We start from the raw sequence: 22,291 nt of genomic DNA on the forward strand, positions 1-22,291 counted from the left end.
CAACGTCTGGAGAGTCAGGCGGGGTTGTGTGCCCGCCCGTTGAGGATCAGCCGACCGGCTGGCCACCCACCTTGGCAGCCATGGCAGCTGCGTACTGGTTGGCATCAGAACCAACCACCAGGTGCCACAGGTTGGAGGAGACCTGAACCGCACCCGGCAAGCCGGCTGACTTCAGGGCATCCTGATCCACCTTGGCCGAGTCCTTGACCTCAACACGCAGTCGCGTTTCCGCAACAGCATCGGTCTGGGTCACGTTCTCCGGCCCGCCCAAGGCGGCCAACCATTGGCTGGCTTTGGCTTGTTCGTCGTCGTTCACGGCGTCCTTGGGGTCCGCAGCATTGGCAGACCCGGCAGCACCAGCAGCACGAGTGGAACCGGTACCAGCGGTGTCCGCAGCGGCAACGCCGGCGGGAGCAGCCCCAGCCACGCCACCGGGCATGGAGGCATCGCCTGCAACGTCCTGACCTTCAGCAGCAGCCTTGGCGGCCTTGGCCTCGGCGCGCTGCTCCGGGGTGCGGTAGTCAAAGATGATGACCAGCAGCATGGCCACCAGGAAGGCGCCACCGATGGACAGTGCGTAAAGGCCGATGCGGTCAAAGGCCGGGATGGTCAGCAGGGAGGTGAACACGAATGCGTTGGTGTGCACCTGGCCACCGCCGAAGCCCTGGACCAGGCCACCCACCAGACAGCCAACCAGCATCAGCGGGTAGATCCGCTTGAAGCGCAGGTGGATGCCGTACAGGGAGGGCTCGGAGATACCACCCAGCAGACCGGCTGCCAGAGCACCCGTTGCCGTCTGACGCATCTGCACTTCCTTGTCCTTCACGGCCAGGAAGAGCACGCCGGCGGTGGCACCGAAGCAGGCGAAGTTCCACGCACCCATGGGGCCCTGGATGTAGTCAAAGCCCAAGGTCTGGATGTTCAACAGCATGATGGCGTTGATCGGCCAGTGCAGACCCAACGGAACCATGAACGGGTAAGCCAGCGGGATGATGATGGCAAAGATGAACGGGGAGAAGTCGTTCACGGACTGCAGCACGTTGGCCAGACCGGCACCGGCGAACACACCGATGGGGCCAATCAGGAAGGCCGTGAGCGGCAGCATGATCAGCATGGACAGGAACGGCACAAAGATCAGCTGCAGGTTGGCGGGGATGATCTTCTTCAGGCCCTTGTAGAGGGGGCCCAGCACGGCTGCCATCAGCAACGGCGGGAACACCTGAGAGCCGTAACCAAAGATGGTCAGCGGAACGCCGAAGATGTCCACCAGCGTCACATCAGTGCCCGCAATGCTGGCCTGATAGGCGTCCGGGTGCTCCGCCATGGCGGAGAAGCCCGGCAGCATGACCAGAGCCATCACGGCAAAACCCACCCACGGGTCCGCACCCAGCTTCTTGGTGGCGTTGTAAGCCACCATCAGCGGCAGGAACACGAACACGGACTGCCACATGAAGTTCACGAACTGCCAGGAGGCCGGCAGGTCCGTACGCGGGTCAGCCCAGTTGCCGATCACTCCCAGGGTGCCCATGAGCGCCATGAAGGTGATGAACAGGGAGGCACCCAGCAGGGCACCCAGGATGGGACGGAACGAATCCGAGAGGAACTCGAAGAAGTTGTCCAACCAGGAGAACTTGCCGCGCGGGCCCTGGGCACGGGCAGCAGCCTTGATGTCCTCCGCAGACTGGCCACCCTTGGCGCCACCTGAGTTGGCACCGGCGTTGGCCATGGCGGGCAGGGCGTTGATCTCGTTGTACACGGACTGAACCGCGCCGCCGATGATCACCTGGTAACGCTCACCGGCCTGTGGGACGGAGCCCATCACGCCGTCGATCGAGTCGACCTTCTTGGCATCCACAACGCTTGCGTCATTGAGCTGGAAACGCAGGCGGGTGGCGCAGTGGGTGAGGCTTGCAATGTTGTCGGGGCCACCAACGGCGTCGACAATCTGCTGTGCTGAATTGCTCATGGAGGGGATCCTTGTCAGTTTTCGCTCAAGCTGAGGAATCAGTACTCGTCCATGGGGACCAGTGAGCGAACCTCTTCAGGGGTGGAGCAGGTCACAGCCTTGGCGGCCAGGTCCTTGCAGTGCTCCAGGGAATGGGCCCGGACGGCTGCCTTAACGGAGGCGACTGCCGGGATGGAACAGCTGAGCTCGTCAACGCCGAGTCCAACCAGGATCGGAACGGCCTGGGGGTCGGAGGCCACGCCACCGCACACCCCGAGCCACTTTCCTTGGGCGTGCAGCGCCGCAGCGGCCTGACCGATCAGGGTCAGCACGGCGGGGTTGCACGGGTCTACCTGTGCGGCCAGCTTGGGGTGGCCGCGGTCCATCGCCAGGGTGTAGCTGGTGAGGTCATTGGTGCCCACGCTGAAGAAGTCACAGCCTTCCTCAGCGGCAAACTGCTGGGCCATCACGGCAACGGAGGGAACCTCCATCATGATGCCGCAGGAAACCTTGGTGGTGATCCCGGAAGCAGCCTTCTCCTCGTCAAAGATCGCCTTGGCAGCACGCCAGTCCTGGATGGTGGCGATCATGGGGAACATGACGTGCAGCTGCGCACCGGCATCAGCTGCCGCAAAGATGGCGCGCAGCTGAGTGCGCAGCACATCCGGCTGTTCCAGACCCACACGCACACCGCGGATGCCCAGGAACGGGTTCTCCTCCTTGGGGATGGGCAGGTAGCTCAGCGGCTTGTCCCCACCCACGTCCAGGGTGCGCAGCACCAGCGGCTGCCCGGGCTTCAACGCACGGGAGCACTCCGCGTACACATCGGCCTGTTCCTGCTCAGTGGGGGCCGTGGGCCGCTCCATGAACACGAACTCGGAACGCAGCAGGCCCACACCTTCGGCACCGTGGGCCACGGCTTCACGGGCATCGGCTGCACTGCCGATGTTGGCAACGACGGCGACCTGGTGGCCATCCGTGGTCACAGCCGGTTCATCCTTGGCTGCATCCTCAACGGCCTTGCGCTCTGCGATCCGGCGCTGACGGTCCTGGATCCCGGAGATCTCATCGTCAGAGAGGTTCAGTTGCAGCTCTCCGGCAGTGCCATCCAGCACCACACGGGACCCTTCCGGGATCTGAAGGGCACGGTTCTCAATGCCGGCGACGGCGGGGATGTCCATGGACCGGGCGATGATGGCCACGTGGGAGGAGGCCCCACCCTGCGTGGTGGCAAAGCCGACCACCTTGGAGCGATCCAGCTGGGCGGTGTCCGAGGGGGTGAGGTCCTCAGCGATCAGGATGGTGCCTTCAGAGAGCTCGGCCTTCTCCTGGTGCTGACCGGTCAGGGTGGCCAGCACGCGCTGACCGACGTCGCGCATGTCTGCGGCGCGCCCTGCCAGCACCTCGTTGTCCAGGCCCTCCAGCTGGGAAGCAAAGCCCGTGTAGGACTCACGCCATGCGAATGCCGCGCTCTTGCCGGAGTCAATGCTCTTCTGCGCGTTGTTGACCAGTTCGGGATCCCGCAGGATCTCCTGGTGGGCGCGGAAGATCTCTGCCTTGTCCGCGGAACCCTCGTTGGTCAGGCGCTGCTCCAACTCACCCAGCTCACCGATGGAGGACTGGATGGCGGAGTCCAGAGCGGCACGTTCCTGGGTGGGATCCGCAGCGGTCTCTTGGACCTCGATCTCTGCCTGGCGCATCTGCACCACGTGCCCGATTCCCAGACCCGGGGAGGCCGTGACACCCAGCAGGATGTTGGGGTCACCGGACTTGGGTTCGTGGGAGACCTCTTCCTCCGGAGCCTTCAGGCCGGCGGTTTCTGCAACCGCCGGGGTGGCCACGGTGTCAGCGGTGCCAGAAGGCATGGTGCCAACTTCTTCGCCTAGACCGTCCTTGATGGCCTGGACCAGGGCATCCACTGCCTCCTGGGCGTCGGAGCCCGTTGCGGTGATGGTCATCTTGTCCCCGTAGGCCAGGGCCATGGCCAGGATGGAGACGATCGACTTGGCACTGCCGGATTCGTCTTCCTTGTCCAACTGGATTTCGGAATCGAACTCCTTGGCCACATTGACCAGGTTGGCGGCGGGCCGGGCGTGCATGCCGGTGGGGTTAGGGATCAGCACCTCGGCAGTGGCGGTGGTGGCGCCACCCTGAGCTGCGTCCTGGGAGTCGGCTCCTTCACCCCAGGGGGTACCGGCAGCAGCGCCTGCAGCTGCACCAGCTCCTGCACCGGCCGCAACCCCAGCGGCGGTGGAACCGGCGGCGGCGTCGTGGTGGGTGGAGGACTTGAGCTCAGCGCGGGCGGCCACGTCCTGACCAGCAGTCACCAGACCGGATTCGGGGGTCAGGGAGGAGAGCAGATCGGAGTTGACGATCACGATCTGGGTGAGCAGGCTCTTGGCGCGCGTGGCCAGGAAATCCAACTCGAAGTCGATCAAGGGCTGGCCCGCGGTGACCTGCGCACCGTGTTCCACCAAGGGGGTGAAGCCCTGGCCCTGCAGACCCACGGTGTCCAGGCCGATGTGCATGAGCACCTCAAGACCCTCCGTGGAGCGAATGGTCACGGCGTGGCCCGACTGCTGAAGGTCCACCACCTCACCGGCGAGAGGCGAAACCAGCTGACCGGCCAAGGGGTCGATCGAGAAACCTTCACCCATCATCTTCTGGGCGAAAACCGGGTCCGGCACCTGTTCGATCGGTACCAAAACACCAGTCAGGGGAGCGATGAAATCGATCCCGGTGGCCGCAGTTGGCTCACTCATTGCGTCCCTCTTCTCTCCGTTGATCAGGGGCGGGCGCCACAGGGCGCAGTTGTACGGTAGCGCTCATTGTTCCGCGTGTGGCACAACACAATCAGCTACGTGACCGACCGTGACCTTACACCCTTGGGCCCGTGGTGAATGACTCCCCGTGGATCCCTGCCTGGAGCAGATTGAGGCGCAGTTGAACAGTAAGCGTTCCACCACCTGACACAGCTCCAGTTGCCCCAGGTTTCTTGTGGGTCTTTGTGGGTACGTTTGCGTTTGGTGGCCCCGCCCGTGAGATCACCGGCAACTGGTGAGATGACACCCCGTTGCCGGTGATCTCATCATCGGGCGGTGATCTCACGGGGAGAGGGACAGCCTGCGGTGCATGCACAAGGCCCCGGAGCGTTAACCCCGGGGCCTTGTGATTGATTCAGTTGTGGAGGCAAGGGGACTCGAACCCCTAACCCTCTGCTTGCAAAGCAGATGCGCTACCAATTGCGCCATGCCCCCGTGACTGCTGGTTCAGAAGAACCAGCACGGTGTTGAGCAGTCTACTCAACCGGGTCGGTTGCTTCACTCCATGCTTGGCGATCCGCTTCCTGTGACTGGATCCGCTGGTTGGCAAATCCTGCCGCAATCGCGCCCGAAACAATGACTGCTGTGGTGAGAAGAACTTTCTTCACGACGCAAATCCTTGCTGTGGACATCGATTCCGTGGGCGTACCAGGAATTGAACCTGGGACCTCTTCGTTATCAGCGAAGCGCTCTAACCGTCTGAGCTATACGCCCGTGGGTCCTTGCCATGCGGCTGGGACCGAGAGAAGACCTTACACGATGCTGCGCCAGCTCTACAAACCGGCGGGCACCGGCAGGATCACGGATCAGTCGTCGGTCAGGGTCAGACCGATGCCGCCGATCAGGCCGGCTGCCAAGTTGTAGAGCACGGAAGCCAGGACGGAGAGCAGGGTCAACAAGATCACGTTGATCACGGAGAACACGGTGGCGATCACGGCCACTTGTCCCAGGGAGACCACATCACGGATGTCCGTGGAGCCTTCCGGACCGGCAAGCATTCCCATGAGCTCGTTGATGCCGTCGAACAGGCCCGTGATGTCCATGAGGATCCACAGCAGAACGGCAGCCACCAGGGTGATGATGCCCAATGCCACGGAGAACAGGAACGCCAGCTTGAGCACTGACCACGGGTCCACCTTGGAGACCACCAGGCGGGCGCGACGCACCTTGGCGCGCGGTGCCGGGCGAACCAGGCCCTTGGTGGAGGGCCGGTTGTTGGTCCTGGTGGACTTTTCGGTTGCCTTGGCCGGTGCGTTGGAACCGGATGCGGCCGAGCCCGCGGCATTGCCGCCGGAGGGTGAAGAACCTGAGGTCTTCTGACCCTTGGCACCCGCAGCCGACTTGGATGTTGTTCGACCGCTCGTGCTCGAACGTGCCTCCGGGCTCATGCGTCACCTCCGTTGATTTCTGGATCCAACGTTACGTCATTGGGATCAACTGATGATGTCACAGGCGTATCCTCTTCACCGTCTGTTGCAGTCGTGGTTTCCGGCACTGAGTTCTCATCAGCATCATTCACCACGTCTTCTTCAATGTGGCGATCTGCATTCCAGGCCACGCCCACAATCGAATCGTTGGTGGCGGGTTTGGCAAAGATCACACCCATGGTGTCGCGTCCCTTGGCGGGAACTTCGGCGACGGCGGAGCGCACCACCTTGCCGGAGGACATCACCACCATCACTTCGTCGTTCTCGCCAACAATCAGGGCACCGGCCAGACGGCCTCGGTCGTCGTCGAGCTTGGCCACCTTGATGCCCAAGCCGCCGCGGCCCTGGACGCGGTACTGGTCCACGATGGTGCGCTTGGCGTAGCCACCCTCCGTCACCACGAACACGAAGGACTCCGTGCCGTCCCGGACCACTTGTGCGGCCAGGAGTTCGTCATCCGCGCGGAACTTCATGCCGGTCACACCGGAGGTGGCCCGGCCCATGGGGCGCAGGGCGTCATCCGTGGCGCTGAAGCGCAAGGACTGGCCGTTGCGGGAGACCAAGAGCATGTCGTCCTCGGTGGAGACCAACTTGGCGGAGACCAATTCATCACCTTCACGCAGGTTGATGGCGATCACCCCGGCAGCGCGGTTGGTGTCGTAATCCTCCAGACGGGTCTTCTTGACCAGACCGCGGCGGGTGGCCAACACCAGGTACGGGGCGTCCTGGTAGCTCTCCAGTTCCATGACCTGGGCAATGTGTTCATCCGGTTGGAAGGCCATGATGTTGGCTACGTGCTGACCCTTGGCGTCGCGCCCGGCTTCCTGCAGCTCATAGGCCTTGGTCCGGTAGACCCTGCCGTAGTTGGTGAAGAACAGGATCCAGCGGTGCGTGGTGGTGGTGAAGAAGTGCTCCACCACATCGTCCCCGCGCAAGGTGGCACCGCGAACACCCTTGCCGCCACGGCGCTGGGCACGGTACTCGTCCGAGCGAGTGCGCTTGACGTAACCGCCGCGGGTGATGGTGACCACCACGTCTTCTTCCGGGATCAGGTCCTCCACGGACATGTCGCCGTCGTAGCCCATGAGGATCTCCGTGCGGCGGTCGTCCCCATAGCGCTGGACGATCTCCTGCAGTTCCTCGGAGATGATCTCCCGCTGACGCTGCTCGGAAGCCAGGATGGATTCGTAATTACGAATCATCTCTTCCAGCTCCGCAAAACGGTCCTGGATCTTCTGACGCTCCAAGGCTGCCAGGCGGCGCAACTGCATGTTGAGGATGGCCTGGGCCTGTTCCTCATCGATCTCCAGCAGCTGCATCAAGCCGGTACGGGCCTCATCCGGGGTGGGCGAACGCCGGATCAGGGCAATGACCTCGTCCAACGCGTCCAGGGCCTTCAGCAGGCCGCGCAGGATGTGGGCTTCCTCCTGGGCCTGGCGCAGACGGTACTGGGTACGGCGGACAATGACTTCAATCTGGTGCTTGACCCAGTGCCGGATGAAGGCATCCAGGGACAGAGTGCGCGGCACACCGTCCACCAGGGCCAGCATGTTGGCGGAGAAGTTCTCCTGCAGCGGGGTGTGCTTGTAGAGGTTGTTGAGCACCACCTTGGGGATGGCATCCCGTTTGAGCACGATCACCAGACGCTGACCGGTTCGCCCGGAGGTTTCATCGCGCATGTCAGCGATGCCCGGGATCTTGCCGTCCTTGACCAGATCGGCAATTTTCACGGCCAGGTTGTCCGGGTTGACCATGTAGGGCAGCTCGGTGACCACCAGGCAGGTGCGCCCCTGGATCTCCTCCACGTTGACCACGGCCCGCATCTTGATGGAGCCGCGCCCGGTGCGGTAGGCGTCCTCAATGCCCTTGTGCCCCAGGATCTGGGCGCCCGTGGGGAAGTCAGGACCCTTGATGCGCTTGAGCAGCGCCTCCAACAACTCTTCACGGGAAGCGTCCGGGTTCTGCAGCGCCCACTGCACACCGTCGGCCAGTTCCCGCAGATTGTGCGGGGGGATGTTGGTTGCCATTCCGACGGCGATGCCGGAGGAACCGTTGGCCAACAAGTTGGGGAAACGCGCGGGAAGAACCACAGGCTCCTGGTTCTTGCCGTCGTAGTTGTCCTGGAAGTCCACGGTTTCCTCGTGGATGTCCCGGACCATCTCCATGGCCAACGGCGCCATCTTGGTCTCGGTGTAACGCGGGGCGGCCGCGCCGTCGTTGCCCGGGGAACCAAAGTTGCCCTGACCCAAGGCCAGCGGGTAGCGCATGACCCACTGCTGGATCAGGCGGACCAGGGCGTCGTAGATCGCGGAGTCACCGTGGGGGTGGTAGTGACCCATGACGTCACCCACCACGCGGGCGCACTTGTTGAAGGAGCGGTCCGGGCGGAAACCGCCGTCGTACATGGTGTAGATCACCCGGCGGTGCACGGGCTTCAAGCCGTCGCGCACATCCGGCAACGCGCGGCCCACGATGACCGCCATGGCGTAGTCCAGGTAGGAGCGCTGCATTTCCGTCTGCAGGTCCACCTGCTCCACGCGCTCGGTGATGATGGCGCCATCCAGGGTGGTGGCCTCCACTTGGGCTGCAGCATCCGTCCCGGGGGTGGGCTCTGCGGGCGTTCCCTGAGTTTCGTCACTCATTGGTGCCTGGTCCGTCCTTGTCTCAAGTCTGGTGCGTTTCCGGTTCTACTTTGCCCGGTCAATGCGACTTTCATCTGCTGATATGTCGCTTGCGGCATGAAGGATCAGATGTCCAGGAAGCGAATGTCCTTGGCGTTCTGCTGGATGAATTCCTTGCGGGACTCGACGTCCTCACCCATCAACACGGAGAACACCTGCTCGGCGGCTGCAGCATCCTCCATGGTCACCTGCAGCAGGGTTCGGGTCTCCGGGTCCATGGTGGTTTCCCACAGCTCCGTGTAGGACATCTCACCAAGACCCTTGTACCGCTGGATCCCGTTGTCCTTGGGCAGACGCTGGTTCTTGGCGTACCCGGCCTTCAGTGCCTCATCCCGTTCAGCATCGGAGAACACGTAGTCGTGCGGGGCGTTGGACCACTTCAGCCGGTACAGCGGAGGCTGGGCCAGGTACACGTACCCGTGATCGATCAACGGCCGCATGAAGCGGAACAGCAAGGTCAGCAGCAGCGTGGTGATGTGCTGGCCGTCCACATCGGCATCGGCCATGAGCACGATCTTGTGGTACCGGGCCTTCTCGATGTCGAAGTCATCACCGATCCCGGAGCCAAAAGCCGTGATCATGGACTGCACCTCAGCATTGGACAGCGCACGGTCCAGGCGGGCCCGCTCCACGTTCAGGATCTTGCCGCGCAGCGGCAGGATGGCCTGGTGTGCGGGATCGCGGCCCTGCACGGCGGAGCCACCTGCGGAGTCACCCTCCACCAGATAGATCTCTGAGCGGGACGGATCCTTGGAGGAGCAGTCCTTGAGCTTGCCGGGCATTCCACCGGATTCCAGCAGCCCCTTGCGGCGGGTGGTTTCACGGGCCTTGCGCGCAGCAAGACGCGCCTGGGAAGCACTGATGGCCTTGCGGATGATGTCCTTGCCGGCCGCCGGGTTGCGTTCCAGCCAGTCACCGAATTCGTCCGTGACCACACGCTGCACAAACGGCTTGGCTTCAGAGTTGCCCAGCTTGGTCTTGGTCTGACCCTCGAACTGCGGTTCCCCGAGCTTCACGGAGATCACCGCGGTCAGACCCTCGCGGACGTCGTCGCCGGTGAGGTTGTCATCCTTGTCCCGCAGCAGTTTGAACTCGCGGGCCTTGCGGTTGATCAGCGTGGTCAGCGCCGCACGGAAGCCTTCTTCGTGGGTGCCGCCCTCGTGAGTGTTGATGGTGTTGGCGTAGGTGTGCACGGACTCGCTGTAGGCGGTGGTCCACTGCATGGCGATTTCCAAGGAGAGCTTGCGCTCGTCGTCTTCGGTCTCAAAGGCAATGACGTCCTCGTGAACGCGCTCGGCCTTCTTGCCGTCGTTGATGAAGGTGACGTAGTCCAGCAGGCCGTCGTCGTACTGGTAGACCACCTTGCGGTGTCCCTCAGCGGTGACCCCCACCTTGTTGAGCACCTCGGCCTCTGCGGTGTCACCGGAACCGTCCGAGCTCTGCCCGTCAGCTGCCGCGATTTCATCGGCAACCGCTTCAGCGGTGATCTCCACGCGCTTCTCACCGGCAACCTCGTCCCCGGAGTCATCCAACGCACGCTGGTCGGTGAGGGTGATCCGCAGGCCCTTGTTCAGGAAGGCCATCTGCTGAAACCGGGCCCGCAGGGTTTCAAAGTCGTACTCGACGGTTTCAAAGATCTCCGGATCGGCCCAGAACGTCTGGGTGGTTCCGGTGGCCTCGGTCTCCTCGCCCTTGACGATTTCCCCCTGGGGGACACCGCCGTTGGCAAAGGTCATCCGCCACGCGTTGCCCTGGCGCCGGACTTCGGTCTCCACGCGCTTGGACAGGGCGTTGACCACGGAGATGCCCACACCGTGCAGACCGCCGGAAACCGCGTATCCACCGCCGCCGAACTTGCCGCCGGCGTGCAGGATGGTCATGACCACCTCAACGGTGGGTTTGCCTTCCGTGGGGTGCATGTCCACCGGGATGCCACGGCCGTTGTCCGTGACGCGAACGCCGCCGTCGGCTTGCAGCGCCACCTCGATGTGGTCGCAGTACCCGGCCAGGGCCTCATCCACGGAGTTGTCGATGACCTCATACACCAGGTGGTGCAGACCACGGGGGCCTGTGGATCCGATGTACATGCCAGGGCGCTTGCGAACCGCTTCCAGGCCTTCCAGGACAGTGATGTCACTGGCGCCGTAACCGCTGTTCGAGCTCTGCTCTTCTGCCACGAGCTTTTGGTTCCTCCTGGAGTTGCACCCGGCTCACCCGGGACAGGCACGACGACGAATCGCGTGCCGGCCCACGGTTTCAGTGATGACCGGGAGGCACAAAAATCGCACGGGATGCCCCTCTGGTTGAGGACCTGTGCCACGTGCGCTTCATGCGGGTTTCTGATCTGGGTTCATCTTACCGGATTCACGCGGATCAGAGCGTCAGATCGAGCATGGAATGGCCCTTAGCGGGCAAAAATCGGGCATTGGAGCGATTTGCCACCGGCCACCTGTGTCCCCAGCCGTTCCCAAGGTTCCCAGGCGGTCTGTCAGCCACGCACGGCTTCAGCGAATCAGAACGAATGGTGGTGCTTCCGGTCCCGGACGGCTCACCCGTAGGTGTCGCGGGGACCGCGTCCACGGACGGTGCGCCGACCGTGCTTCCAACTGGGTGCCACGGGGCCGTGGACCTCAAGACGGGTCACGATTCCACTGCCCAACTCCGATTCGATTTTCTTCAGGATCTGGGACTGCATCATCCGTAGGTTGGTGGCCTGTGCCGTGGATGAGCACCTGACGGTGAGCACGGTGTCCTCAAAAGTCACCGGAGTGCAGTTCTGCGCCACGTAGGAGCCCACGATCTGCGGCCACTTCTCCATCACGGACCACACGTTGATGGGGGTGCGCCATCCGCGTCCGGCCACGAACTTGCTCATCACCGATCCCACGCCCTGCGGGTCACGCCGGGAGGTACCCGAACCGGAGTAGCCACCCAGCTGGCGCGGATCGGTCTGTTCCTCCCCCCGGCGTACGGGTGTGGCGGTACGCGCATCCATGGCTGCCCCGAACTGCCGCAGGTTCGCCTTGGCTGCAGCTCCGTAGAGCCTGCCCTGGCCGCGGGCCTCTGCAGCGTGGCGCATCCGGGTCAACGCAGCAGCAGCCGCATCCACCTCATCCGCAATGTGCACCACGTTCAGCTCGGCCTCATCCGATTCAGCGGCCTGGATGTGGTCCATCACCTCGGATGGTTCAAAAGGATCCGGGTGGGTGGTCATCTCAGTTCCCCAGCCCCCGGATCAGTTTCCACATCAGGTGCACGGCCAACGGCGGCGTCGTGGCCGGGACCGGTCAACACGGCCTGACCCGGGGTCACCCGAACAACGGTCACTGGACGCTGGTCCTCCCGCAATGCCTGCGGGACGTCCGCATCAACGGCTGCGGTCACCAGAACCTGCTCGGCTCCGGCAACGGCCTGGGCCAACCGATCACGACGCCGGGCGTCCAGTTCCGCAAACACGTCATCCAGGATCAGGATGGGGGAGGCACCCTCCGTGCGGTCGTCATCCAGGTGCACGTACCAGGAGCCCAGACGCAGGGCCAAGGCGTAGGACCACATCTCCCCGTGGGAGGCATAGCCACGGGCCGGCAGTTGACCAAGGGTCAGTTCGAGTTCATCCCTGTGGGGCCCCACCAGGGAAGATGCCCGCTCGATCTCCCGGTCCCGCATCTGATCACAGGCCGTGAGCATCAACCCGCGCAGCTGCGCCACACTCAGATGCTCCAGGTTTTCCACCCGGCCCTCCGCCTCCGCCGGCACCACCTGCGATCGGTACTGCAGAGTTGGCAGACGTGGCCCCTCAGCCAACTGGGCGTAGGCACGGTGCACCTCCGGTTCCAATGCCTTGATCAGTTGGATCCGGGCATAGAGGATCTGTGCGCCTGTGGTTGCCAGTTGATCGTTCCAGGCAGCCAGGGTGGCCAGATGCGCCTCCGTGATCCGTCCGGCAGCTCGGGCGGATTTCAACAACGCATTGCGCTGCTTGACGGATTTGTCGTAGTCAGCGCGGACTCCCGCCAGAAACGGGCGCATGGAAGTGGCCAGGTCATCCAGGAAGTTCCTCCGGTGGGAGGGATCCCCCTTGATCAGGGACAGGTCCTCCGGGGAGAACAGCACGGTGTGCACCGTCCCCAGGGCATCACGTGCACGAGTGGGGGCTCCACGGTTGATGGCCACCGTGTTGGCCTTGCCCGATTCCAGGGCGAATTCCAAGGTGGTGCGGTGTGTGGCCCGCCGGACCCCAGCACGGATCACGGCCCGTTGAGCTCCCATGTGGATCATGGGAGCCGTGGTGGAAACCCTGTGAGAACCCAACGTGGCGGCGTAGTCCACGGCCTCCACAATGTTGGTCTTGCCCACTCCGTTGGAACCCAGGAACACTGTGATGCCGGGGGTCAGCTCCAGGTTCAGGGACTCGTAGGTGCGGAAGTCCTGCAGAGCCAGCGACTCAAGATGCACGCTGGGCGATCACGAGTTGGGCAGGCGCACCGGCATCAACAGGTACCGGTAGTCATCCCGGTCCTCACCGTCTGCCTCGGCCTGCGCGGAAAGCACGGCCGGCTTGGGCGGGGCGGTGAAGGAGAACCGCACATAGTCCGAACCAAAGGCGTGCAGACCCTCGGAGAGGTAGGTGGGGTTGAAGGCCACCGTGATGTCCTCGCCCTGCAGGTTGGCCTCGATGATTTCGGATGCCTGAGCATCCTCACCGGTGCCGGCGTCCAAGGCCACCTGACCTTCCGTGAACGTCAGACGTACCGGGGTGTTGCGCTCAGCCACCAGGGACACACGCCGCACGGCTTCCACCAGTTCGGTGGTCTTGACCGAGGCGGTGATGGGGGTGGATTCCGGGAACAGGGACCTGATCTTGGGGTACTCGCCGTCAATCAACAACGACGTCGTACGCCGCCCACCAGATTCAAAGCCCACCAGTTCGGCGGAATCGGACAGCGCGATGTTCAGATCACCGGCAGGACCCAAGGTCTTGGCAATGTCATTGAGGGTCTTGGCCTTGACCAGGGCGGAGGTCTGCATGGAGGAAGACCCCGGGCGCCAGGTGAGCTCACGCATGGCCAGGCGGTAACGGTCCGTGGCCAACAGCGTCATGCGTTCGCCGTCGATCTCCACCCGCACACCGGTGAGGATCGGCAAGGTGTCGTCCTTGGAGGCTGCAATGTTGACCTGCGCCACGGCCTGGGCGAACTCACCACCGTCCACCACACCGGAAACGTCCGGCAGACCGGGCAGTTCCGGGTACTCCTCCACCGGCATGGCTGCCAGGTTGAACCGGGAGGAACGGCAGGTCAAGGTCAGCTTGCCCTCCTCAGCCACCACATCCACGGGAGCTGACGGCAAGGAACGGCAAATGTCTGCTAGCAGGCGGCCGGAGACCAAGGTGGTTCCCTCTTCTTCGATCTGGGCATCGATCGAGACCCGGGAAGAGATCTCGTAGTCAAAACCGGCCAGGGACACCTGACCTGCTTCAGCCTTCAACAACAGCCCGGAGAGCACAGGAACCGGGGGACGGGGAGACAGGGACCGGGCAGTCCAGGTCACGGCCTCGGCCAGGACGTCACGTTCCACAGAGAACTTCACGGGGTGGCAGCCTTTCGTTCGCACCTGTCATGCGTTCTACGACCGCACGCACAACTACAGCATGCTATCGGCGCTGGTGTGTTTGAGCCATCCGGAGTGCATTGGCTGTGGATGTTGCCCTGATGCGTTCACGGCAACAGGGCGCGGCGGATTCGTGTAATTACAGAGCCACGCAGGCAGGAGTCCAAACGTTGTTCGGCGTGAAGAAAAAGTAGGTAGGAGTGTTAATAACCCCTGTGGAAGATGTGGAAAACCGCCTTTGAGTCCGTCCTGGGGCTGATCTGCTTGTGGGTTTCTTGTGGTTCTGCATCCACCGATCGCCACGGTTGCAGTGGAAGAACATCCTTGTCATTACGGCAGTCTCCACATCCACTCCACCGCTGATGACGTGTTGTCCACGGAAGCTTGGGAGTTCTCCACAGAGTTGTCCACAGTTGGTGATTGTGCTCCGTGCACAGGCGGTCCACAGCGCCCCAACTTCTTGTGATTACAAAACTTCCACTGCACGTCGTCGTGAAGATCAGGGTGTGGAAAAGCCCCGGGAGCGGCCTCGTGTGAGTCACTCCCGGGGCTGGATCCGGTCACCCGCGCATCATCCGGTGCGCTGCTGCTGCTTGATCCGGTTGGTCAACTCGGTCACTTGGTTGAAGATCTGGCGCCGCTCAGCCATCAGAGTGCGAATCTTGCGGTCAGCGTGCATGACCGTGGTGTGGTCGCGTCCGCCCAACTCCTGGCCGATCTTGGGCAGGGACATGTCCGTGAGTTCACGCAGCAGGTACATGGCGATCTGGCGTGCCGTCACCAGGGTCCTGGTCCGGGACTTGGACTTCAGCTCGTCCAAGGAGATGTCAAAGTACGCCGCGGTCTGCCCCAGGATGGTGGCAGCCGTGATCTCGCCACCGTCGTCGTCAGTGATCAGGTCCTTGAGAACCAGTTCCGCCAGCGGAAGATCCACCTCCTGCTTGTTCAAGGAGGCAAAGGCGGTCACGCGGATCAACGCGCCCTCCAACTCTCGGATGTTGGTGGAGATGTGGGACGCGATGTACTCCAGGACCTCCGGGGAGGCCTTCATCCCGTCCGCATCAGCCTTCTTGCGCAGAATTGCAATACGGGTCTCCAGCTCCGGGGGCTGGACGTCCGTGATCAGACCCCACTCGAAGCGTGAGCGCATGCGGTCGGCAAAACCCGTGAGCTGCTTGGGCGGCATGTCCGAGGTGATCACGATCTGCTTCTCGTGATTGTGCAAGGAGTTGAAGGTGTGGAAGAACTCCTCCTGGGTGTGCTCCTTGCCGGCCAGGAACTGGATGTCGTCAATCAACAACATGTCCACGTTGCGGTAGATCTCCTTGAAGGAAGACCCCTCGTCATCGCGGATCGAGTTGATGAAGTCATTGGTGAACTCCTCCGAGTTCACATAGCGCACCCGCATCTCCGGATAGAGCCGCTTGCCGTAGTGCCCGATCGCGTGCAGCAGGTGGGTCTTGCCCAAGCCGGAATCCCCGTAGATGAACAGTGGGTTGTAGGCCTTGGCCGGGGTCTCCGCCACGGCAAAGGCTGCGGCGTGGGCGAACCGGTTGGACTGACCGATCACAAAGGTCTCAAAGATGTACTTGGGGTTCAGTCGGGCCGAGGAGTTCCATTTCGCGGTTTCCGCGGTGGCCGTTCCGTGATCCTCGGCATCAGTGCGCGGGGTGGCCTGGCTCGATGGAGCAGCCAGGGTCACGGAGTCGGCCGAGGCCACCGGACTGGCCGAGGCCACAGGCGCGGCCGGAGTCGTGGCGGCCGGTGAAGCAGGCTCGCTGGACTCGGCCTCAGGTCCACCGTGTTCCGGTGCGTGCTGTGCAACGGGGGTCTGCGGTTGAGCAGCCACAGGTTCGGCAGTTCTGAGGGACTGGGCGCTGGAGAGACCGCGCTCCGCCTCCAGTTCCTCAAAAGGAGGCAGGGACGGTGCGGAAGACTCGGTTCGCGTCGGCGCGCTGGTGGGGGTTTCCGCCAACTCCGTGTCCACCACCACGGCCATCAGGGTGTCCGCTCCGAACACTCGGGTCACCGCGCGGTTGACGGCCACGGCAATGGTGGATTGGAAAACTTCACGGGTGAGTTCGTTGGGCACAGCCACCAACAAGGTGGTGCCCATCAGTCCACGTGGCTGAGCAAGACCCAAAAATCCGCGGTGACGTGCGCTGACGTCAGGATCTGCGGTCAGGGCCTCCATGCATTGCGCCCACTGAGTGTCGAGCACGGGGTTTTGCTGAAGACTCACTGCGGTGGGCTCCGGGACTCTCTAGTCGGCGTGCCGGATCTCTCCGGTCGGTGGCATGTGCCCCGATTTCCACAGAGTTGTTCACAGCGGTGGATATCGCGTTGGGGGGCGGGACGCGAACGTCAGCCTAGAGCACCAGCCGAGGGTGCTCCTAGTGAAAAAACAGGGCAGAATGGAACTACACTTTTGTAGTTACACGCTTGCTCCCGCGCCGTCGTTGGGATGCGGGCGGCTGGGGTTATCCACAAGAATTTTTCGCAACCGTGCACAGCTGTGGGCAACCCGGAGAACATCTGGCGACTGCAAGGCGATTTAGCTCACGCGCAGTTGACCGGACCCCTTGTACTCCCTAGACTTGGGCAGTCTTGTGTCTGCATTGCGCCCGTACATTGATCCGCGGTCGCCGGGGACACATCCCACTTGACCACCGCAAAGGTGGACCGGCTCAGCGGATGAGCGGGTGGCTGCGCGCCAGTTCCTTGGATCTTCGGCTGTGTGCCCCAATCACCGCGTTGAACCGTTCACCCTTCCTTTTTCGGGAGTAACACCATGAGCAAGCGCACTTTCCAGCCGAACAACCGTCGTCGTGCCAAGAAGCACGGCTTCCGTGCCCGCATGCGCACCCGCGCCGGCCGCGCCATCCTGGCTGCCCGCCGTTCCAAGGGCCGCGCCTCCCTCTCTGCCTGAGATCGTTCGTCCCTCACCTGAGGGTTCGCCGGTTCCCAGGGAGTCCGGCGATACTGGGGTGAGGTGTTCGACCACAATCCACAAGGGGTGAGCGCGTGCTTCCTTCACAGCACAGGATGCGCACGTCCACGCTCTTCGCAGCGACCACACGTTCCGGGGCCCGCCAGGGTCGCCGGAACGTTGTCGTCTACGTACACCCCACCGCGTCACAGCAACCAGTTCGTGCCGGGTTCGTGGTCTCCAAGGCCGTGGGCAACGCCGTGACCCGCAACAAGGTCAAGCGCCGTCTGCGTTCCCTGGTGGAACAGAGCTTGCAGACCCACCCCGCCGGGTACGACGTCGTGGTCCGTGCCCTGCCGCCATCTGCACACGCCACTTTCAGCCAACTCTCCGGTGACTGGAACTCGGCATGGGCCAAAGCACACACCAAAGCATTTGCAGGTGGCAGCCATGACTGAGCCGCGCCACCACCACGGGGTTGCCGGCCGGCAGCACGAATCCTCCCAAGACTTGTTCGACGCCGCACCCTCGGAATTCGTTCACCCCAACAACGCCTTCCAGATCCTGTGGTTGCTGCCGCAGAACCTGTTGATCGCCGGTCTGAAGGTGTACCGCGCGCTGGTCTCACCGCTGTACGGGGACGTGTGCAAACACTTCCCCACCTGCTCGGCCTACGGCCTGGAGTCCCTGACCCGGCACGGAGCACTGCGTGGACTGGGACTGACAGTGCGCAGACTGCTGCGTTGCCACCCGTGGGCAACCGGCGGAATCGACAGAGTTCCCGACGGCGGGCGGCCGTTCACCTCCGTGGAGCAGCTGCCCAAGATCGTGTTGTTGAACCACCCCACCCCCGAGGACCTAGCACGACTGCTGGCCTCATTCGCCCCGGCTGCATCCTCGAGCCCCGCTGATCACACGACGCGGCAGAGTTCCCCGGCAGAGCCTCAAGTTTCTTGACGGGCTGCCGGATGTGGCCCAAGGAGATGAACCATGAACTTTTTCGATCTGATTCTTTGGCCCTTCAAATGGGCCGTGTCTGCCGTGCTGTGGGTCTTCCACTCGGCCTTCACCGCCATTGGCATGGACCCGGCCAGCGGTTGGACCTGGGTGCTGTCCATTGTGGGCCTGACCTTGGTCATGCGAACCCTGACCATCCCGCTGTTCATGAAGCAGATCCGTTCCATGCGCGGCATGCAGGTCATCCAGCCTGAGATGGCCAAGTTGCAGGCCAAGTACAAGGGCAAGACTGACCAGGTCTCCCGCCAGGCCATGGCCCAGGAGCAGATGGCCCTCTACAAGAAGCACAACGTCAACCCGTTGGCCTCCTGTCTGCCGATCCTGGCTCAGATGCCGATCTTCTTTGGTCTGTTCCAGGTGCTCAACGGCGTGCGCGGTGCCGCCGAGCGCGACGAGGGCATCCTGGTGCTCAACGCCCAGATGATCCATCAGTTCAACGACGGCACCCTGTTCGGCGCCCCGCTGTTCTCCACGCTGCGCGCCCCGGGCGATGGTAACCACACCTCCACGGTGATCATTGCCGTGGTTCTGGTGATCGCCATGACCGTGACCATGTTCATCTCCCAGAAGCAGTTGGCGGGCAAGAACGTGTCCGAGGCGACCAAGCAGTCGCCCATGTACCGCCAGCAGCAGATGATCATCTACATTTTCCCGATCATCTTTGCCATCACGGGCATCAACTTCCCGATCGGTGTGCTGATCTACTGGACCGTGTCCAACCTGTGGTCCATGGGTCAGCAGTACTGGATGATCCGCCGCAACCCCACTCCGGGTTCTCAGGCCGAGCGTGAGCTCAATGAACGTCGCGCCGCCAAGGGCCTGCCGCCCATGGGCAAGACCAAGGAAGAGCACGAGGCCGAGGTCGAGGAAGCTCGTGCCAAGGCGGCTGCCGGTCAGCGTCAGCAGCCCATGAGCAAGAAGCGCCAGAAGGCCCAGGCCAAGAAGGGCCAGGGTCAGCAGAACCAGCCTGCTGCCGGTGAGGTTGTGGATGGCACGGCCGAGGACGTCACGGGCCAGGACCAGCAGGTGGTGGAGACCCCGCAGAACACCTCTGGCAATCCGGCCAACAAACCGCGCAAGCGCGGTGGATCCGGTTCCTCCGCCCTCAAGAAGAAGTAGGTGGTCGCGCGGAGCAAGGCTCCCGCCCTTGACCACATCCCCGTTGGCCTGGGCCACGGGCCACGCACAGTTCACAAGGAGTCCCCATGAGTGAGAACGCCTCAGAAGTTGCCGCCGAAACCACTGACGTGAGTGACGTACAGCCAGGGCAGCACGTGGATGCGGCGGCCGTGGCCGCTGACGTGGAGGTTCCGGCAGAGTCCTCCGCCCAGGACCAGTCGGTCCCTGCTGCCACAGACGCCACCGACGACGACGCCCTGGACCCTCTGGTGGAGGAGGGCGAGGTGGCAGCGGACTACCTGGAAGAGTTGCTGGACCTGGCGGATCTGGACGGGGACATCGACATCGAGGTCCGCAACGGCCGGACCTACCTTTCCGTACTGACCGAGGACGAATCTTCCGAGGACCTCAACATCCTGGTGGGCTCCAACGGTGAAGTCCTGGACTCTCTGCAGGAACTGGTTCGACTTGCAGTGCTGGCCACCACGGAGCACCGCAGCCGCCTGGTGCTGGACATTGCCGGGCACCGGGCACAGCGGGCGGAGAAGCTGAGGGACATGGCCATGAAGGCTGTGGAGGAGGCCCGCTCCACCGGAGAGGGCATCCACCTGGACCCGCTGTCACCGTACGAGCGCAAGATTGTTCACGACGTCGTTGCCGAGGCCGGGCTGCATTCCGAGTCCGAAGGTGAAGGGGCCAACCGCCACATTGTGGTGACTGTTCAGAACTGAGGTTTCCCCCAACAGGAACGCACACAGAGAGCTGAACAGATCATGGACACCATCTCCGATTCACAGCGCCGCGCCCCCGAGCCTCAACAGCCACCGGTTCTTGAGGGAGATGCACTGGCGGCAGCCGAGGAGCTCTTTGTCGACCGACTGCCCTTGGCCAAGCGTTACGTGGCGCACCTGGCGTCGTCGGGAATTGTCCGCGGTCTGATCGGACCGCGGGAGGTACCGCGGCTGTGGGAGCGCCACGTTCTCAACTGCGCCGTGGTGCAGGAACTGATTCCGGATACCGCGCGCATTGCCGACGTCGGATCCGGTGCGGGACTGCCAGGGTTGTGTCTTGCCCTGGCGCGTCCCGACGCTCACTTCACGCTGATCGAACCCTTGGAACGGCGAGTGGTGTGGCTGCAGGAAGTGGTGGATGACCTGCAGCTGAGCAATGTGAGGATCTTGCGTGCGCGTGGGGAGCAGGCCAAGGAACAGGTGGATGAGATCGACGTGGTCACGGCACGGGCGGTCTCCGCACTCTCCGGGCTTGTGGACATCACCCTCCCCCTGCTCAACGGTCACGGGCAGTTGCTGGCTCTGAAGGGACGCAGCGCTGCCGAAGAGATCGACAAGGCCCGCAAATCTCTGAAGCGGTGGAAGGTCCAGGACACGGAGATCCTGACAATGGGGGCGGAACTGTTGACGGAACCCACCACCGTTGTGCGTCTCAGCCTGTGACCGCACGTGCCGGGGACATCCACCAAAACCCAACGGGTAGGGTGGAGCCGGCTGGTCTGAAGATTCAGATCAAAAGTGATCTACGTCACATATGAACCAATGGAGGCTCATTGATGTCAAGGCACCAGCAGCGCGGGGCTGCAGACGTTGGAATGCCACCTGATCCCGCTGGTTCAGCTGAGCCCATGGTTCCCGACCGTGCCAGAACCACGGTGCGCGAACCCAAACCCACCACAGCATCATTGCAGCACACCGCGGGAGACAGCCCGCTCGGGAGGAAGCTCATGGAGGAGAATCAGCGCCGGGAACGGTTGCAGAATCTGAACGTGAGGTCCCCGGAGCGCACCCGGATCTTCACCATCAGCAACCAGAAGGGCGGGGTGGGCAAGACCAGTACGTCCGTGAACCTTGCGGTGGCACTGGCCAAGCATGGTCAGAACGTACTGGTGATCGACAACGATCCACAGGGCAATGCCTCCACCGCACTGGGCGTCCCCCACACCACGGAGGTGGACAGCACCTATGACGTGTTGGTGGACGAGATGCCCTTAAACGACGTGGTGGTGGCCTCCCCAGAGACTGACCGTCTGTTTGTTGCACCGGCCACCATTGACTTGGCAGGTGCGGAGATTGAACTGGTCTCCATGGTGGCCCGCGAACAACGGTTGTCTCGGGCCATTGCGCAATACCAGAAGGACCGTGAAGCTGCCGGCCTGGAGCGCTTGGACTACGTGTTCATCGACTGCCCGCCCAGCTTGGGGCTGCTGACCATCAACGCTTTTGTGGCAGCCACCGAGGTCCTGATTCCCATTCAGTGTGAGTACTACGCACTGGAAGGATTGAGCCAGCTGTTGAACAACATCACCATGATCCAGAAGCACCTCAACCCGGAGCTTGAGGTTTCCACCATCATGATGACTATGTACGACGGCCGCACCAATCTGGCCTCCCAGGTGGCCGAGGAAGTGCGCAGCCACTTCCCTGAAAAGGTCTTGCAGACCATGATTCCGCGTTCCGTCAGGATCTCTGAAGCTCCCAGCTACCAGCAGTCCGTGATCACCTACGATCCCCAGTCCACGGGTGCTTTGGCCTATTTGGAGGCTGCTGCTGAGATTGCTGAACGGGGCGCGTCGTCGTGACAGGATCCGTGATGATCTGAGTACTTGAGCGCCCATCATGGCCCCGTTTCACGTGAAACGGGGCCATTGCTTTCTGTCCGAAGTGAGCAGGTTGTTGGGTCGGATGTTTCACGTGAAACGCACCATTCGAGTGAGCCCTCCAACGTAG

General features: G+C 62.9%; 17 protein-coding genes and 2 tRNA genes. 7 read left to right on the forward strand and 12 right to left on the reverse strand.

Annotated features, from left to right (window positions below; translation table 11 throughout):
• Window positions 1-46: 46 nt before the first annotated feature.
• From L979_RS01925 to dnaA, 12 genes are all read right to left on the reverse strand, one after another.
• A complete protein-coding gene (locus L979_RS01925; protein ID WP_047688556.1) occupies window positions 47-1,966 on the reverse strand; it encodes a PTS transporter subunit EIIB in 1,920 nt (639 codons plus the stop codon).
• A gap of 38 nt (window positions 1,967-2,004) precedes the next feature.
• A complete protein-coding gene (gene ptsP, locus L979_RS01930; protein WP_047688558.1) occupies window positions 2,005-4,707 on the reverse strand; it encodes a phosphoenolpyruvate--protein phosphotransferase in 2,703 nt (900 codons plus the stop codon).
• Window positions 4,708-5,129: 422 nt separating this feature from the next.
• Window positions 5,130-5,202: transfer RNA gene (locus L979_RS01935), tRNA-Ala, on the reverse strand.
• A 41-nt stretch (window positions 5,203-5,243) separates the two neighbouring features.
• Window positions 5,244-5,375, reverse strand: a complete 132-nt coding sequence (locus L979_RS16610; RefSeq protein ID WP_209436494.1) for a DLW-39 family protein — start codon at window positions 5,373-5,375, stop codon at window positions 5,244-5,246.
• Window positions 5,376-5,407: 32 nt separating this feature from the next.
• Window positions 5,408-5,481, reverse strand: a tRNA-Ile gene (locus L979_RS01940).
• A gap of 92 nt (window positions 5,482-5,573) precedes the next feature.
• On the reverse strand, window positions 5,574-6,155 hold the full coding sequence (locus tag L979_RS01945) for a DUF3566 domain-containing protein (protein WP_047688561.1): 582 nt from the start codon (window positions 6,153-6,155) through the stop codon (window positions 5,574-5,576).
• Window positions 6,152-8,836, reverse strand: coding sequence for a DNA gyrase subunit A (gyrA, locus tag L979_RS01950; protein WP_047688563.1), 2,685 nt, complete (start codon window positions 8,834-8,836; stop codon window positions 6,152-6,154). Before gyrA ends, L979_RS01945 begins: the two co-directional genes overlap by 4 nt.
• A 104-nt stretch (window positions 8,837-8,940) precedes the next feature.
• On the reverse strand, window positions 8,941-11,052 hold the full coding sequence (gyrB, locus tag L979_RS01955) for a DNA topoisomerase (ATP-hydrolyzing) subunit B (protein WP_047688565.1): 2,112 nt from the start codon (window positions 11,050-11,052) through the stop codon (window positions 8,941-8,943).
• Between the two features lie 371 nt (window positions 11,053-11,423).
• Window positions 11,424-12,089 carry a DciA family protein gene (locus L979_RS01960; protein ID WP_081993590.1) on the reverse strand — a complete coding sequence of 222 codons (666 nt, stop codon included), beginning with the start codon at window positions 12,087-12,089 and terminating at the stop codon, window positions 11,424-11,426.
• Window positions 12,086-13,330: a DNA replication/repair protein RecF gene (recF, locus tag L979_RS01965; protein ID WP_081993591.1), complete on the reverse strand. Its 1,245-nt coding sequence runs from the start codon at window positions 13,328-13,330 to the stop codon at window positions 12,086-12,088. Before recF ends, L979_RS01960 begins: the two co-directional genes overlap by 4 nt.
• Window positions 13,331-13,339: 9 nt before the next feature.
• Complete coding sequence (dnaN, locus tag L979_RS01970; protein ID WP_047688568.1) at window positions 13,340-14,464, reverse strand: DNA polymerase III subunit beta; 1,125 nt, start codon at window positions 14,462-14,464, stop codon at window positions 13,340-13,342.
• 592 nt (window positions 14,465-15,056) lie between these two features.
• Complete coding sequence (gene dnaA / locus L979_RS01980) at window positions 15,057-16,679, reverse strand: chromosomal replication initiator protein DnaA (protein ID WP_052209346.1); 1,623 nt, start codon at window positions 16,677-16,679, stop codon at window positions 15,057-15,059.
• 597 nt (window positions 16,680-17,276) lie between these two features.
• On the opposite strand from dnaA, the gene rpmH reads away from it, so the two are divergent.
• The 7 genes from rpmH (at window position 17,277) to L979_RS02015 (ending at window position 22,143) form a co-directional block, all read left to right on the forward strand.
• Entirely contained in the window at window positions 17,277-17,414 is a 138-nt protein-coding gene (gene rpmH / locus L979_RS01985) for a 50S ribosomal protein L34 (RefSeq protein WP_047688574.1), read from the forward strand.
• Window positions 17,415-17,509: 95 nt separating this feature from the next.
• Complete coding sequence (rnpA, locus tag L979_RS01990) at window positions 17,510-17,872, forward strand: ribonuclease P protein component (RefSeq protein WP_047688576.1); 363 nt, start codon at window positions 17,510-17,512, stop codon at window positions 17,870-17,872.
• On the forward strand, window positions 17,865-18,371 hold the full coding sequence (gene yidD / locus L979_RS14900; RefSeq protein ID WP_081993593.1) for a membrane protein insertion efficiency factor YidD: 507 nt from the start codon (window positions 17,865-17,867) through the stop codon (window positions 18,369-18,371). The genes rnpA and yidD overlap by 8 nt, the downstream gene beginning before the upstream one ends.
• Window positions 18,372-18,404: 33 nt before the next feature.
• Window positions 18,405-19,550 carry a membrane protein insertase YidC gene (gene yidC, locus L979_RS02000; RefSeq protein ID WP_081993595.1) on the forward strand — a complete coding sequence of 382 codons (1,146 nt, stop codon included), beginning with the start codon at window positions 18,405-18,407 and terminating at the stop codon, window positions 19,548-19,550.
• Between the two features lie 86 nt (window positions 19,551-19,636).
• Window positions 19,637-20,281 (forward strand): R3H domain-containing nucleic acid-binding protein, encoded by a 645-nt coding sequence (locus tag L979_RS02005; RefSeq protein ID WP_081993598.1) that lies wholly within the window; start codon window positions 19,637-19,639, stop codon window positions 20,279-20,281.
• A gap of 42 nt (window positions 20,282-20,323) precedes the next feature.
• On the forward strand, window positions 20,324-21,004 hold the full coding sequence (rsmG, locus tag L979_RS02010; protein WP_081993600.1) for a 16S rRNA (guanine(527)-N(7))-methyltransferase RsmG: 681 nt from the start codon (window positions 20,324-20,326) through the stop codon (window positions 21,002-21,004).
• A gap of 284 nt (window positions 21,005-21,288) precedes the next feature.
• Window positions 21,289-22,143 (forward strand): ParA family protein, encoded by an 855-nt coding sequence (locus tag L979_RS02015; RefSeq protein WP_047688578.1) that lies wholly within the window; start codon window positions 21,289-21,291, stop codon window positions 22,141-22,143.
• Window positions 22,144-22,291 lie beyond the last annotated feature (148 nt).

Source organism: Kocuria sp. ZOR0020 (genome assembly GCF_000800955.1).
GTDB lineage: Bacteria > Actinomycetota > Actinomycetes > Actinomycetales > Micrococcaceae > Kocuria > Kocuria subflava.

What these genes read in the sequence shown, in the direction of transcription:
- L979_RS01925 (WP_047688556.1), bottom strand. Translation starts at nt 1,966, where the DNA reads ATGAGCAATTCAGCACAGCAGATTGTCGACGCCGTTGGTGGCCCCGAC.
- ptsP (WP_047688558.1), bottom strand. Translation starts at nt 4,707, where the DNA reads ATGAGTGAGCCAACTGCGGCCACCGGGATCGATTTCATCGCTCCCCTG.
- L979_RS01945 (WP_047688561.1), bottom strand. Translation starts at nt 6,155, where the DNA reads ATGAGCCCGGAGGCACGTTCGAGCACGAGCGGTCGAACAACATCCAAG.
- gyrA (WP_047688563.1), bottom strand. Translation starts at nt 8,836, where the DNA reads ATGAGTGACGAAACTCAGGGAACGCCCGCAGAGCCCACCCCCGGGACG.
- L979_RS01960 (WP_081993590.1), bottom strand. Translation starts at nt 12,089, where the DNA reads ATGACCACCCACCCGGATCCTTTTGAACCATCCGAGGTGATGGACCAC.
- dnaA (WP_052209346.1), bottom strand. Translation starts at nt 16,679, where the DNA reads ATGGAGGCCCTGACCGCAGATCCTGACGTCAGCGCACGTCACCGCGGA.
- rpmH (WP_047688574.1), top strand. Translation starts at nt 17,277, where the DNA reads ATGAGCAAGCGCACTTTCCAGCCGAACAACCGTCGTCGTGCCAAGAAG.
- yidD (WP_081993593.1), top strand. Translation starts at nt 17,865, where the DNA reads ATGACTGAGCCGCGCCACCACCACGGGGTTGCCGGCCGGCAGCACGAA.
- yidC (WP_081993595.1), top strand. Translation starts at nt 18,405, where the DNA reads ATGAACTTTTTCGATCTGATTCTTTGGCCCTTCAAATGGGCCGTGTCT.
- L979_RS02005 (WP_081993598.1), top strand. Translation starts at nt 19,637, where the DNA reads ATGAGTGAGAACGCCTCAGAAGTTGCCGCCGAAACCACTGACGTGAGT.
- rsmG (WP_081993600.1), top strand. Translation starts at nt 20,324, where the DNA reads ATGGACACCATCTCCGATTCACAGCGCCGCGCCCCCGAGCCTCAACAG.
- L979_RS02015 (WP_047688578.1), top strand. Translation starts at nt 21,289, where the DNA reads ATGGAGGAGAATCAGCGCCGGGAACGGTTGCAGAATCTGAACGTGAGG.